This is a genomic window from Sulfurovum sp. TSL6 (assembly GCF_019972115.1).
Lineage (GTDB): Bacteria > Campylobacterota > Campylobacteria > Campylobacterales > Sulfurovaceae > Sulfurovum.
This window is the reverse complement of sequence record NZ_BPFJ01000001.1, coordinates 513,527-526,790: the sequence shown is the minus strand read 5'-3', so window position 1 is coordinate 526,790 and position 13,264 is coordinate 513,527. Positions and strand designations below refer to the sequence as shown.

Below are 13,264 nucleotides of genomic sequence, written 5' to 3'. Positions count from 1 at the left end.
TTCCTTAAAATGAATTACAACTATATAACTATATTTATATAAATTACAACTGAAAATTATTATATATCAATATATCTTGATATATAAGATAGATTGGGCTATACTTTCGAAAAATCATGAGGTATGGATGGATATTTTTTTGAAAACGATCGGCTCCATCAATGATGAGACCCGACTTAAAATACTTAATTTCATCAATCAGACCGGTGAAGTCTGTGTCTGTGACATTGAAAATGCTTTTGATATGATCCAGTCACGTGTATCAAGGCACCTTAAAATACTCAAAGAAGGTGGATTTCTAAGGGTTGAAAGACGTGGACGATGGGCTTATTATAGTATAAGAAGTCCACTGGATGCATTTAGAACTTCTATACTTGAAGAGATAAGCTATCTCAATTTGGAACTTCCCATACTAAAAAACAAAGGATGTAAATTGAACAAAAAAGTTCTTATACTCTGTACAGGAAACAGTTGCAGAAGTATCATCGCTGAAGCACTTATTAATGCTGAACTCGAAGGTATAGATGCTGAAAGTTCAGGAGTCAAAGCTTCAGGAAAAGTGAATCCCAATGCTCAAAAACTATTGGAACAAAAAGGGATTTGGAGAGACGAATATCACTCTAAAACACTGGACACTGTGATAAATAACGAGTATGACCTTGTGGTCACGGTCTGCGATCATGCGCATGAAACCTGCCCTATGTTTCCCAAACCGGTGAAAACGATCCATATAGGATTTGAAGATCCTGACGGTAAAGGGTTTGAAGCGTTTGAAGAGACATACAAAGAGATCAAAAATGAATTATTACCTCAAGTTAAAAAGGAACTCACATGAATAAAAATGTATTCAAAACAAATGATGGCGTAAAAATATCCTTTACGGGTGAAGTGGAAAAACAGAACATTGTCAAAATGGTAGAGAACTGTGCTACAGGACAGTGTGACTGTATGAGTGATGAAACGAAAAAAAAGATCACAAACATGCAAGTAAGCGGTAAAGACGGTGATGTAGCATTGGATCTTTCCGGTGAGATCAGTAAAGAAGAGATAGAAGCTGCACTGGCGCAATCAAAAGTACTGAGTGACACATGCTGTTAGCCTCTACCCTCTTTCTTATCACTCTCATCTTTGTCATCTGGCAGCCAAAAGGTCTGCAGATAGGTACGACTGCCATCATTGGTGCTGTGGTTGCATTGATCCTTGGTGTCGTAAGCTTTGACGATGTTATTACCGTCACAAATATCGTCTGGGATGCGACCCTGGCTTTCATAGGTATCATCATCCTCTCCATGGTACTCGATCAGATAGGTTTTTTCGAATGGGCAGCACTCAAAATGGCAAGACTTAGCCGTGGCAATGGTAATCTTCTTTTTATTTATATCCTGCTTTTAGGTGCATTAGTGGCTGCTTTCTTTGCCAACGATGGTGCAGCACTCATTCTGACCCCTATTCTTTTAGCCAAGATGAAACACTTGAACATGAAACCTCTGGCCATCTTTGCTTTTCTGATGGCGGGCGGATTCATAGGTGACAGTGCATCTAACCCCTTAGTGATCTCCAATCTGACAAATATCGTGACAGCCGGCTACTTTGACATAGGCTTCTGGGAATATGCCAAAACCATGTTCTTGCCTAACTTACTCTCTATCCTTGCATCACTTACAGTACTGTGGATCTATTTTAGAAAAGACATCCCCAAGCATTTAGATATAGAAAACCTTGCCACACCGGAATCTGTCATTAAAAACCAAACGATGTTCAAACTCAGCTGGTGGTTCCTGGGACTTTTAATGATGGGGTACTTCATAGGTGACTACTTCAACCTGCCTGTCTCACTCTTTGCATTGGGTGGAGCACTGGTCTTTCTTGCCATTGCAACACATTACAAAGCAACAAACCCCATCATGACCATCAAAACGGCTCCATGGCAAGTGGTCTGGTTCTCTATAGGGCTTTATGTCGTTGTTTATGGCCTTAAAAATGCAGGCCTTACTTCTTACCTGGCTGTTATGATCAGTGACTTACAGGAAATGGGCCACGCCACGGCTGTAATAGGTACAGGTTTCCTTGCAGCAGGGCTCAGTTCCATCATGAACAATATGCCTACCATTATGATCATGGACATTGCCATCGATGAAGCCGGCCATCATGCTTTGGCTTACGCAAATATACTAGGCTCCAACCTGGGACCTAAAATGACCCCTATCGGTTCACTGGCCACCCTGCTTTGGTTACATGTACTGGCACAAAAAGGTGTAAAAATTGGCTGGGGAGAATATATGAAAGTGGGACTTGTGATCACTCCACCGGTACTACTGATAGCCTTACTCGGTTTAGTATAAATTTTTTTATGCATGCTGATGTTAAATAAATAGAGAGAAGTAAAATAATGAAAAGGAAAATAAGATGAATCTACAAGCGTTTTTTACCTATGGTGAAAAGGTGCCAGGATATGAAATAGGGGTACTCAATGAAAGAGAAGCGCGTGCGGCAGCAGCCATACTGTTTGTCGGTGCATTTCTCGGACTGATGAACGGGATCATGCTGCATACGGCAGTCTTTTCAAAATATTTTGTAACGTTTTTTGCCATCGACTTTACGATGCGTATCATTCAGCCGCGCTATGCACCCAGTTTGATGCTGGGGCGTTTTTTTGTACAGAACCAGAGACCTGAGTATGTCGGAGCTGCACAGAAACGTTTTGCATGGGTACTGGGATTTGTACTTGCATGGCCGATGTTCTACTATCTGGTCATCGATTTTCAGCCCAATCCGCTTAAAGCAATGGTGTGTTTGGTCTGTATGGCACTGCTCTTTTTCGAAGCGGCCTTCTCTATCTGCCTGGGATGCAAGATCTTCGAATGGGTCAAGAGAAAAGATCCGAAGTACTGTCCGGGCGGTGTGTGTGAAATGAACATAAAAGAGCCTATACAAACCTTTTCAACAGCTCAGAAGGTCATCCTTATCTCCACGGTACTGGTCATGGGGTACGGTATCTATGCCTACTTTACCAAACTACCCGACAGAACCGTTTTTGTCCAAAAGATGAAAACGATGATGATGAGTCAGGCCGAACTTGATGCGATACAAGCAGCAAAAGAGAAAGCTGAAGAGGATGCATTCTTCAATGACGATGAGGATCTCTAGTTCTATCGATATCATCGTCAAATATATCTGCATTGGTATGGTCTTTAGAAATGCCAAAACTCATTATACGTTGAAAATTAGCTCAATTGAGGTACGTAACAGACAAAGACAGTCTATCTAGCAGCATAGAGCTCTTTTTCTCTTCCTATGAGTATATCTCCCAAGAAGAAATACGCCTCTTTCCAGGCATCAATGACATCTTTACTTGCTACATCACCCAGCACATCTTTAATGGCTTGTAGTAAAGAAGCACCCACCATGGGATAGTGTTCTGGCTTCACATTTGTAGTTACATGCCTTTTTGCAATGTCATCTACCGTATGACTTAACACATGAAGCTTATCGATATTGGCTGCGTATGCAACGATAGCCCCTGCAAGTTTTTTGTACTGCGCTTCAAGTGCTTCAGGGAAAAGAGCTCTTGTCTCAGGATAATTCATAAACAAGATCTCATACATTCTCGTAGTAATAGCTTCCCCATATTCTACTAGTAACGGTGCTGTTTTTTTACATATCTCAACTGTTTTTTCTGAGAGTACCATTGCTTTTCCTTTATTTTATTGTTTGAATATATACTATTATATTACTATTATGAATATTATATATACAATAAATTGTATAATTATTAATCAATACAAACTATAAAAAAGAGTGATTAAAGTAATACATTAGACTAATTTAAAGAATAAAATATGGGAAATGAGTAGGAGTGATTTTTATTTACTTGTATGTTTCTATGGTATATTGTAACCATCAAAGATGGTTACAACCTATTTTCAAAAAGTTTGTCGTCTAACTGACCCAGTACTGATGCAAAGGATTCATTTTCTATATAGTGCATAAGCGCAGCGTTAAATGTCAGGTTAAATACCCTATTACGGTGTTTGAAGCTATAATTTGACATCTCATTTTGCATATTGTGTAGATATTCTTCTACTTCCTTCTCATTCAACTCATGCAAAAAAATCAGAAAGTTATCATCCGAATAACGCACGATCTCATAATGGCAATGCTTCTGGTCCAAATAACCGATCATATAGTCACTAACCTGTTTTAAGAGTCTATTCCCTATATTCGTATCATACTCACTATTGATCCTGTCATAATCGATTATCTTGATACTGATCAAAAATCCGCGATCATTAAATGTTTCATTATTATTGAGCTTATCTTTAAAGATCCATAATCGGTTTTTACTCTTCGAAATATCATCTGAAAAGAGTTGTGTACGCAGAGTGTCCATAGCAGACCGCAGAACTTTCAGCTCAGTCACATAGTCTCTACCTGAATCAAACCAATGTTGCTCCATTTGTTTCAGCGACTTCATAGTGTTTATGATCTCATCCTCATCTGCTGCAACATTGTGAATACTTTTTTCTTGCTCTTGATCATCTATTTTTTTCATCTCTTCCATAAATATCTCAAGATACGTAGAAGGTAGGATGATCTCATGCTTTAACGCCCTACGCTTTGTTTTTTCGGTGATCTGTACCAGTTTATCGTTATTGTTATACAATGTTGCCCCCTTTCGGGCCAAATGTTGCGCTAACACGGTCCCAATGCTCCGGCTTATGCAAATGATACCCTTGAAGATAGTCTACACCGATACTTTTTGCCAGACTCATAATTCTCTCATCACTGATATATTCAGCAATGGTTTGGATCCCAAGGTCATGGCATATCTTCACCATATTCTCCAGGATGATCCTGTATTTTTCATCATCTATTTTCGAGACCAGCGAACCATCAAGTTTGACATAGTCGATATCAAGATTGACGATATTGTCAAAATTGGAAAATCCGCTGCCAAAATCATCTATCGCGATCAGTACCCCTTGTTTTTTAAGTGAAAATATAAATTCATTGACCTGTTCAATATCTTCTATCTGCTCACTCTCCACGATCTCAACCGTTAAACGATTCCCAATCTTCCTTTGTTTAATTTGACGCATCAAAGTATGACAAAGTTCAGCGTTATTGATATCCAGATACGAAAGGTTCAAGGTTATAGCAACATCGTGTTTATCCATAACATCAAACACTTTTTCTATCATTTGAGACATCAACTGTGTATATAAACGGTACTCTTTTGATTTTTCCATAAATGCCGCTGGGGATAATACATGCCCTTCACTGTCCATCAGTCTCATGAGGCTTTCAAACTTGTTTGGCAGGGTATCATTATCCGCATCAAAGATCCCCTGAAAGTATGGGGTGACGGTCTCTTGTTTAATATTATTAAGCAATGTCTCATAGACTTTATTGACGATATGTTCATTCTTATTGATCGAATACGTGTCATAAAAAACATAGTTCTTGCGTGATTTTTTTGCTTCCTGCAATGCTTTTTCCGCATAGAGTAAACTCACAGAACTATCTGCTTTGGTGGCACCAAACGTCGCATTCAAATGAATATGGCTGTCATCAGCCATAAAGAACTTATGATTTGCAATGCGTTGTGATAACGCTTTTACAACAAATTCAAGCAGACGATGATTCAAGTCATGTTTTATGAATAAACAGAGTTTATCTGCATAGACATGATACATTTCATAAGAAAATACTTCAACACCGTGTTTTCTAAATACACCTTGAGTGTCCATCTCTTGCAGCGTATCTTCTAGCATCGTTTGCATTTCAGTGACAATCCGTGTACCTGTTTCATAGCCGTAGAGGATATTAATATCATCGAATGCAACGATGTCTATCAGTGAAACGATAGCCACATCATTGTAGGTAGAGATCATTTTTTGGTGATCCTGCATTGTTTTTCTTGATGATTTAAGAGACAATGGCTTTTTATTATTTTCATTGGCCAATATTTTATGTTCTGGTTGAGGAAGAGTTGCACCCATATTCTTTCCTTTTTTGTCTAAGTCCACTTGATGTTTAATTTCCATCAGTTTCTGTAAAGCTTCATCTCTGGTCTGAGCCTCTACTCTTTTCTTGATCGGTTTGCCATCAGTATCTCTATAGGTCACGTAGTAACCTGTAACCTGACCATCGGATTTACGATAGAGTTCACTGACACCTTTATAGTGCTTGTCAGTGATAGTTCTGATTGGCATCTTTTCCTCCGATCTCCATCAAACTTTTTCTTCTTAGAGCGTTTTCCAAACTGGAATATCTAAACCTTATACATCTATTGTACACAAAAGTTACTACATATGTCAAGCATTTGTAGTAACTTTTGTATAACTCTTATATATTCCCCTATATACGGGAGATATATCATATTTAATATTTATAAATATTCAAGAATATTAGTAAAGTTACTACAAATTAAATTTATTTTATATTAATAAATATTCACTCTGTGTATCATATCGATTGTATGTTATTTTTTTGTAGTCACAGCTGCTTACTATTTATTGAAGTTTTCATTTTCAAGTGTCGGAAAAAGAATGAAAGAGAAAAGTATTTTTCATCCTTCCCTACTCCATTCGAATTGTTTCTGTTATACTTATAGTAGTTAATCCACCACAAGGTTTCCGATGGGTAGTGAGATAAGCGAAAGAGAATTTACGGAGAAAGATTTTATAGCCTTTCAAAAAGCACTGGATGCTGAGTTTGCATATGTAAAAAAACTCTTTGAAAAAGGCTGCGAAGTTTTTTCAAATGCGTACCGCATAGGGTATGAACTTGAAATATGCATACTCACCAATGACAATCAACCCAATCCGATCAATAAAAAAATACTTGAAGATATAGATTCCCCTCTTTTCACCAATGAGCTTGCAAAGTATGACATGGAGATCAATGGACATGTTTTTAAGCTTGATGCTGAAGCACCTGAAGCATTGAACAGTGATCTTCTCTCACTTTTGAAACAAGCCCAACACTCTGCCAAAAAGTTCGATGCGAAAATCGGACTTTTTGGGGTACTCCCCAGTCTAAAACTTGAGCATTTCAACAAAGAACTCTACCAGTCTGATATGCATCGCTATACACTGGTGTCCCAGCGTATGAAAGAGTTAAGACATGAAAGTGTCAAGGTTCTCTTTCATGGAGAGGATGAAGTCTCTTTACAGAAAGATGATGTGATGTTCGAAGCACTCGGGACCTCTCTGCAGATCCACTTACAGGTTCCTTTTGAGCAATCAGTCGAATATTATCATGCTGCACTGCTTGCCTCTGTGATACTGGTTGGATTTGGAGCGAATTCTCCTTTGGTACTGGGGAAAAGGGCCTGGCATGAATCTCGTATCACTATCTTTGAACAATCTGTCGATACAAGAGACAAAGAGCGAAGAGAACATGGTGAAGAGAGAAGAGTCCATTTTGCACATGGTTACATAAACTCTTGGCTGGACCTGTTTGAACAAAATAAAATGTTTAAAATTATTTTTGCCGATGTAAAGAACCAACCTGAAAGTGACCTGCACCATTTCAATCTTCACAACGGTACGATATGGAGATGGATCCGTCCTATTTTAGGGAAGGACAAGGATGGTAAACATACACTCAGACTTGAACTGCGTGTACTCCCTTCTGGCCCCACACTGATAGATACAGAAGCAAATCTATGGTTTTTTACTGGTCTCATCCATGGCTTGGTTAAGTCAAAGATCAACCTTCAAAAAATACCTTTTGAAACACTCAAAAATGATTTCTACACTGTAGCAAAATACGGATTACAAACGCTATTTCATGAACCTGAAAATGCTCAGAAAGTCTCTTTAAAAGAGTGGATATTAAATGAGGGACTGGCGATCACTACAATGGGGCTTGATGCTTTAGGCATAGAGAACGTCGATACCTATCTGAATATCATAAAACAGAGAACTTTGAGCGGACAAAATGGTGCTTCATGGCAGCTAGCACACTTTAAAAGATTTAACAGCATACCAAAACTTATGGAGGATTATATGAAAAATTCTGTGCAAAATATCCCTGTACATGAGTGGAGTCTATAGATGAACCATTTGGACATTGTGAATGAACTACCCGATGCATTTTTGGATATCTCCTATCGAGATATCAAAAAGGTGTTTGATCGACCGACACTTGTACATCTTAAAGGTGATAAAGGTCCTGCACTGTTCATATCTATACTGCTTCATGGAAATGAGTTCAGTGGACTGATGATCATGCAGGAGATACTCAAAAAGTACAAAGATACACAGGGATTTGCACTTCCAAGATCGATCTGGCTTTTTGTGGGAAATGTCGAAGCCGCGTCACAAGGTCTTCGAAGACTTGACCATGAACTGGACTTTAACCGTGCATGGCCGGGCACACCGGAACCAGGTGCACCTACATCAAAACTTATTGCACAAGTGATGCAGAAGATCACAGAAGATGAACTCTTCGCAGCCCTTGATCTGCACAATAATACAGGAAAAAATCCACCTTACGGCTGTATTTCTGTAGTCAATGAGAAAAACAAGTACTTAAGCAGTTTCTTTCACCATATTGCCATGGTGTTTCATACACCAAAAGGGGTTTCAACAATGGCCTTTGATGATATCTGTCCTGCTATTACACTCGAGTGTTCTACACCTGGTAATCAGCTGGGTATAGACAAAGCCGTAGCGCTGTTGGATGATCTGATGCATATGGACCATTTTCCCGATAAAGCACTTCCCGCTCATGACCTGCAGTTGGTACAAAACAGTGCCGTGCTTAAAATAGCCAAAGGGGTGAATTTCGGATTTGAGGATGAGGAAGGAAGTTTTGATCTTACGCTGGTAGAGAACTTTGACCGTCATAACTTCACGCAACTCAACATCTCTGAAGTCTTTGCACATACCACCCTGGAGAAACCTCTCATTGCAACCGCAGAAGATGGTACGGATTTAACGGATGCATTGATATCCAATAATAACGGGGCCATCTCTCTTAAAAAACCTCTCATACCGGCGATGATCACTCTGGATAAAAGAATCATCATACAAGATTGCCTCTGTTATCTACTCGAAGACTATAGAGATCTACTCTTACATTAAGCGTATCGTTTTTTTAAAAACATCAAATAGATCGCAACCGATATACCCGCAGAACCCAGGATCATCAACATGACCATGATCTGATACCGTACGGCGATCAAAGGGTCAACCCCTGAAAGTATCTGACCGGTCATCATTCCAGGTAAAGAGACAAGGCCCACGGCAAAAAGTATATTGATCCTGGGGATAAGAGCTGCTTTATATGATATGACTCTGGCATTGATGTACGTATTCCCACTGTCGATCTCACTTTCCAATCTTTCAGCAGCGATACTTACTGCGTTCATCGCATTGGCAAAGATCATACCTGCAAGCGGAATAAGATATCTGGGTTCATACCAGGGTTCAAGACTGAGTACACCGAACACGACCATCAACAAGGTAAACACACTACCGATAAAAATAGCGATAAAAGCATAAAGATAGAATGCATTGAGTCGTTTTTCAACAGGCCGCATAGCAATGATACTTGCAGCAATGAGCATCACAGAAAGTATTAACAGTACAAGATAAGGAGAATCGACATTAAAGATATATGTTAGCACATATCCTATGAGTATCAATTGTATCAACATCCTGAACAGTGCATAAAAAAGTGTCATCTTGTCTTGCGTCCAGCGTATATAGATCACGATCACTATAGCAACGGGGACCATCACCCACAAAAGGTTTAAAAGTGAGATATTATATATGGATGTATTCATATTTTATTATAGCAAATTCACATTGACTCCTCAATATCTACAGAATTACTGCAAGATTTATCCTGATCCATTATTGATTAAAATTTAATCAATAGTATGTTTATATAATACTCTATTGTTGTTATACTTGCATCACAAACATAAAAAAAGGGAATTAAATGGCAAAAAGTATTATGAAAAAAGTCATAAATCTTGGACTTGGTCTAAGTATCGCAACGACTTATTCGATGGCAGCATTGGAAAAAACGGACCTTAAGATTGGATTTATCGCATTGACAGATTGTGCACCGATCGTAGTAGCGAAAGAAAAAGGTTTCTTTAAAAAATATGGATTAAATGTGCATGTAGCAAAAGAAGGTGGAGGATGGCCAGGGATCCAACAAAAAGTGATCTCTGGAGAGTATGATTTCTCACACGCTCTAGCAGGTATGCCTATTGCAGCGACGATAGGTATCAATGGTAATGCACACCTTCAGGCACTTTTGTCGTTAGATTTTAATGGAAATGCTATCACCTATGGTAACAAAATTATCAAAGAGATGGAAAAGTATGGTTTGGATAAAACAGAAAGACCTGTTTCTGCAGCAAGTTTAAAAAAATACATTGATGCTAAACATAAAGCAGAAGGTGACAGCTATAAACCACTAAGCTTTGGTATGGTTCACCCAGTCTCTACGCATAACTATGAGTTGCGGTACTGGATGGCTGCATCGGGGATCGTTCCTGATACAGACTGTACGATCAAACCATTTCCCCCACCGACTATGCCTTCAAACCTGATCGCAGGTAACATCGAGGGATATTGTGTGGGTGAACCATGGAACTCAAGAATCGTTCTTAAAGGTAAAGGTTCAGCACTGGTGACAAACTATGATATTTGGAACAACAACCCTGAAAAAGTACTTCAGGCCAGAGCTGATTTTATCAAAAAGAATCCTGAGACAACCAAAGCAGTGATGAAAGCGATCATTGAAGCACAAATGTGGCTTGATGCATCATGGGAAAATAGAGAAGAAGCGATTGGATATCTGGCAAAAAAGAATTATGTAAAAGCACCAAAAAGTGTACTGAGAAAATCCATGAGTGGTACATTCCTCTATAACAAAGGTGTAGACAGTTCTAACCCTATGTTTAATACATTTGCTAACTATTATGCATCATACCCCTTCTACTCACATGGTATGTGGTTTATGACACAGATGTACAGATGGGGACAAATTGACAAGGCAATAGATATGAAAGAAGTCATCGAATCTGTCTATAGACCTGACCTGTTTGCTGAAGCAGCTAAAGAAGTAGGATATACATTACCACCAAGTGCATGGAAAAAAGATGGCGTAGATGAATACAACAAATTCATAGATGGGAAAGTCTGGGATCCTAACAAAGCCGTTGATTATATCTTTGATGTAGAGGTAGTAAATTCAAAAGTAAGTAAAGAAGAGTTACTTAAAGCAAATAGTTGGACAGTTGAAACTAAACAGCCAGAGTATGTTTGTCCTTACGGGCCTGCTGGATGTGCAGATCCTAAATTTGTCACTAAAAAATAAACGTAAATACAAAGCATAATGCTTTGTATTTACAGGTACCTGAAGTGAATTAAAACCTCCTTTATGAATACGATGTAATCTCTTCTTATATCACTTCAGGTACCTGTAAATACAAAGATGTCAACTCTTAAAAATCTCCATGACGCATAGTTGTAGACTCTATAGAGGCCACAACTATGTCAAAAATATCAGGATTTTTAAGAGTTTACATTGAAGGAGAAAAAATGAATATTGAACTTGTAAAAAAAATCGTATTGCCACTGTTGGTGTTTATCGCCATATTAGGTGTATGGAGCGGTATTGCAAGTGTGGTGGAAGATTTCCCTACCCCTGCTAATACCTATGTAGCTGCTTTTGGCGGTGAAGATGCTGAAGGGGATGAAGTAGAGGGTGTTCTGGCTGATCCTTTTTATATAGAAAATGAAGATGATAAAGGTGTTTTCTGGCAGATCGTAGAATCGCTTAAAAGAGTATTTGGCGGATTTTCTTTGGCACTGATCATTGGGATCCCATTGGGATTACTTATAGGTATGAGCAAGAATGCACAGTATGCCTTTAATCCGTTTATACAAATATTTAAGCCTATATCACCATTGGCATGGTTACCCCTGTTACTCTTTATCTTCCAGGATATTAATATGACAGCGATTTCAACCATTTTCATCACATCCATCTGGCCGATCATTATCAACACGGCATTAGGTGTACGTAGTGTAAGTGAGGATTATATGAATGTGGCAAAGGTATTAAGGTTTACACCACTTGAAAAAGTAGTACAGATCATTTTACCTGTTGCAGTACCATACATCTTTACAGGGATGAGACTGTCATTGGGAATCGCCTGGTTGGTTATTGTTGCGGCTGAGATGTTGACGGGTGGTATCGGTATAGGATTTTGGATTTGGGATGAGTATAACAATCTTGCCTATGACCACATCATTATAGGTATTATCCTCGTTGGTTTAATCGGATTTATTTTAGATCTAATGATGGGAAAAATAGCAGACTTCTTTGATTATACAAAAAAAGGTAGAGCATAATGAGTGAATTTTTAAGTTTAAAAAATATTGAGAAGCGATTCCCAATTCCGGGAAAAGAAGATTACATCGCAGTAACAGATGTCGATCTGGAAATTAAAAAGAATGAGATCATTGCGATCATCGGGCATAGTGGATGCGGTAAGTCAACCCTGCTCAATATGATCTCCGGTCTTGATGGACAAACTCAAGGTGATATCATTCTTAACGGACATGAGGTTAAAGGCCCAGGTCCAGACAGAGCTGTGGTATTTCAAAACCACTCATTGCTTCCATGGTTGAGCGTGTATGAGAATATTGAGATGGCTGTCAAAAAAGTGATGCCAGAGCTTGATGCAAGGGAGTTACGTGAACGTGTGGAAAAATTTGTCTCCATGGTAAACTTGGAGCCAGCAAAAGACAAACTTCCAGGCGAAATTTCAGGCGGTATGAAACAGCGTGTAGGTATAGCCAGAGCGCTTTCTATACAACCTGAAGTATTGCTCATGGATGAACCTTTTGGGGCGCTTGACTCATTGACCAGAGCCAATCTGCAAGAACATCTCATGCGTATACAGCAAAGTGTTGAAAACACAGTGATCATCATTACCCATGATGTAGATGAAGCGGTACTCCTTAGTGACAGAGTCATCATGATGACCAATGGCCCTGAAGCAACCATTGGAGAGATACTCGAAGTCAATCTGGAGCGTCCAAGAAACAGAGTAGAACTTCAACACGATCCAGAGTATATCAGGTGTAGAGAAGCCATCTTAAGCTTCCTGTATGAAAAATTTGCCAAAGAAGATGAATAGCATCATTCTTTTTCTATCATCCTCATAGTATGACTGATGCATAGTAAAACCTCTTAAAAGTATATAGGGGTTTGACTATGTAAG

Annotated in this window: 13 protein-coding genes and 1 pseudogene; 10 read left to right on the top strand and 4 right to left on the bottom strand. The window is 38.9% G+C overall.

All coding sequences use genetic code 11. From position 1 onward, the window contains the following. Window positions 1-127: 127 nt before the first annotated feature. From LDM93_RS02565 to LDM93_RS02545, 5 genes and pseudogenes are all read left to right on the top strand, one after another. Window positions 128-436: pseudogene (locus LDM93_RS02565) on the top strand (ArsR/SmtB family transcription factor); the annotation flags it as partial. Continuing rightward, window positions 434-835 (top strand): arsenate reductase ArsC, encoded by a 402-nt coding sequence (locus LDM93_RS02560; RefSeq protein ID WP_223891021.1) that lies wholly within the window; start codon window positions 434-436, stop codon window positions 833-835. The pseudogene LDM93_RS02565 and the gene LDM93_RS02560, both read left to right, overlap by 3 nt. Continuing rightward, on the top strand, window positions 832-1,098 hold the full coding sequence (locus LDM93_RS02555) for a hypothetical protein (RefSeq protein WP_223890455.1): 267 nt from the start codon (window positions 832-834) through the stop codon (window positions 1,096-1,098). Before LDM93_RS02560 ends, LDM93_RS02555 begins: the two co-directional genes overlap by 4 nt. Beyond that, the gene (locus LDM93_RS02550; protein ID WP_223890454.1) at window positions 1,089-2,342 is read left to right on the top strand and encodes an arsenic transporter; all 1,254 of its coding nucleotides are present in this window, start codon (window positions 1,089-1,091) and stop codon (window positions 2,340-2,342) included. Before LDM93_RS02555 ends, LDM93_RS02550 begins: the two co-directional genes overlap by 10 nt. Before the next feature lie 64 nt (window positions 2,343-2,406). Beyond that, window positions 2,407-3,147, top strand: a complete 741-nt coding sequence (locus LDM93_RS02545) for a DUF4395 domain-containing protein (protein WP_223890453.1) — start codon at window positions 2,407-2,409, stop codon at window positions 3,145-3,147. Window positions 3,148-3,260: 113 nt separating this feature from the next. Here the strand turns inward: LDM93_RS02545 and LDM93_RS02540 are convergent, their stop codons facing one another. From LDM93_RS02540 to LDM93_RS02530, 3 genes are all read right to left on the bottom strand, one after another. After that, the gene (locus LDM93_RS02540; protein WP_223890452.1) at window positions 3,261-3,689 is read right to left on the bottom strand and encodes a globin domain-containing protein; all 429 of its coding nucleotides are present in this window, start codon (window positions 3,687-3,689) and stop codon (window positions 3,261-3,263) included. A gap of 221 nt (window positions 3,690-3,910) precedes the next feature. Further along, window positions 3,911-4,663, bottom strand: coding sequence for a diguanylate cyclase domain-containing protein (locus LDM93_RS02535; RefSeq protein ID WP_223890450.1), 753 nt, complete (start codon window positions 4,661-4,663; stop codon window positions 3,911-3,913). After that, window positions 4,656-6,215 carry an EAL domain-containing protein gene (locus LDM93_RS02530; protein WP_223890449.1) on the bottom strand — a complete coding sequence of 520 codons (1,560 nt, stop codon included), beginning with the start codon at window positions 6,213-6,215 and terminating at the stop codon, window positions 4,656-4,658. Before LDM93_RS02530 ends, LDM93_RS02535 begins: the two co-directional genes overlap by 8 nt. A gap of 426 nt (window positions 6,216-6,641) precedes the next feature. Between LDM93_RS02530 and LDM93_RS02525 the strand changes: the two genes are divergently transcribed. Next, entirely contained in the window at window positions 6,642-8,063 is a 1,422-nt protein-coding gene (locus LDM93_RS02525) for a hypothetical protein (RefSeq protein WP_223890448.1), read from the top strand. After that, window positions 8,064-9,095, top strand: coding sequence for a M14 family metallopeptidase (locus LDM93_RS02520; protein WP_223890447.1), 1,032 nt, complete (start codon window positions 8,064-8,066; stop codon window positions 9,093-9,095). On the opposite strand, the gene LDM93_RS02515 is transcribed toward LDM93_RS02520, so the two are convergent. Continuing rightward, entirely contained in the window at window positions 9,092-9,799 is a 708-nt protein-coding gene (locus LDM93_RS02515; protein ID WP_223890446.1) for an ABC transporter permease, read from the bottom strand. The genes LDM93_RS02520 and LDM93_RS02515 overlap by 4 nt on opposite strands. A 158-nt stretch (window positions 9,800-9,957) precedes the next feature. Between LDM93_RS02515 and LDM93_RS02510 the strand changes: the two genes are divergently transcribed. The 3 genes from LDM93_RS02510 (at window position 9,958) to LDM93_RS02500 (ending at window position 13,180) form a co-directional block, all read left to right on the top strand. Then, window positions 9,958-11,349 carry a CmpA/NrtA family ABC transporter substrate-binding protein gene (locus LDM93_RS02510; protein ID WP_223890445.1) on the top strand — a complete coding sequence of 464 codons (1,392 nt, stop codon included), beginning with the start codon at window positions 9,958-9,960 and terminating at the stop codon, window positions 11,347-11,349. 224 nt (window positions 11,350-11,573) lie between these two features. After that, window positions 11,574-12,389: a nitrate ABC transporter permease gene (gene ntrB, locus LDM93_RS02505; protein ID WP_223890444.1), complete on the top strand. Its 816-nt coding sequence runs from the start codon at window positions 11,574-11,576 to the stop codon at window positions 12,387-12,389. After that, complete coding sequence (locus tag LDM93_RS02500; protein WP_223890443.1) at window positions 12,389-13,180, top strand: ABC transporter ATP-binding protein; 792 nt, start codon at window positions 12,389-12,391, stop codon at window positions 13,178-13,180. The genes ntrB and LDM93_RS02500 overlap by 1 nt, the downstream gene beginning before the upstream one ends. The last annotated feature ends 84 nt before the right edge of the window (window positions 13,181-13,264 follow it).

Excerpts from the sequence above, each read along its gene's own strand:
- LDM93_RS02555 (WP_223890455.1), top strand. The coding sequence starts at position 832 with ATGAATAAAAATGTATTCAAAACAAATGATGGCGTAAAAATATCCTTT.
- LDM93_RS02550 (WP_223890454.1), top strand. The coding sequence starts at position 1,089 with ATGCTGTTAGCCTCTACCCTCTTTCTTATCACTCTCATCTTTGTCATC.
- LDM93_RS02545 (WP_223890453.1), top strand. The coding sequence starts at position 2,407 with ATGAATCTACAAGCGTTTTTTACCTATGGTGAAAAGGTGCCAGGATAT.
- LDM93_RS02540 (WP_223890452.1), bottom strand. The coding sequence starts at position 3,689 with ATGGTACTCTCAGAAAAAACAGTTGAGATATGTAAAAAAACAGCACCG.
- LDM93_RS02530 (WP_223890449.1), bottom strand. The coding sequence starts at position 6,215 with ATGCCAATCAGAACTATCACTGACAAGCACTATAAAGGTGTCAGTGAA.
- LDM93_RS02525 (WP_223890448.1), top strand. The coding sequence starts at position 6,642 with ATGGGTAGTGAGATAAGCGAAAGAGAATTTACGGAGAAAGATTTTATA.
- LDM93_RS02520 (WP_223890447.1), top strand. The coding sequence starts at position 8,064 with ATGAACCATTTGGACATTGTGAATGAACTACCCGATGCATTTTTGGAT.
- LDM93_RS02515 (WP_223890446.1), bottom strand. The coding sequence starts at position 9,799 with ATGAATACATCCATATATAATATCTCACTTTTAAACCTTTTGTGGGTG.
- LDM93_RS02510 (WP_223890445.1), top strand. The coding sequence starts at position 9,958 with ATGGCAAAAAGTATTATGAAAAAAGTCATAAATCTTGGACTTGGTCTA.
- ntrB (WP_223890444.1), top strand. The coding sequence starts at position 11,574 with ATGAATATTGAACTTGTAAAAAAAATCGTATTGCCACTGTTGGTGTTT.
- LDM93_RS02500 (WP_223890443.1), top strand. The coding sequence starts at position 12,389 with ATGAGTGAATTTTTAAGTTTAAAAAATATTGAGAAGCGATTCCCAATT.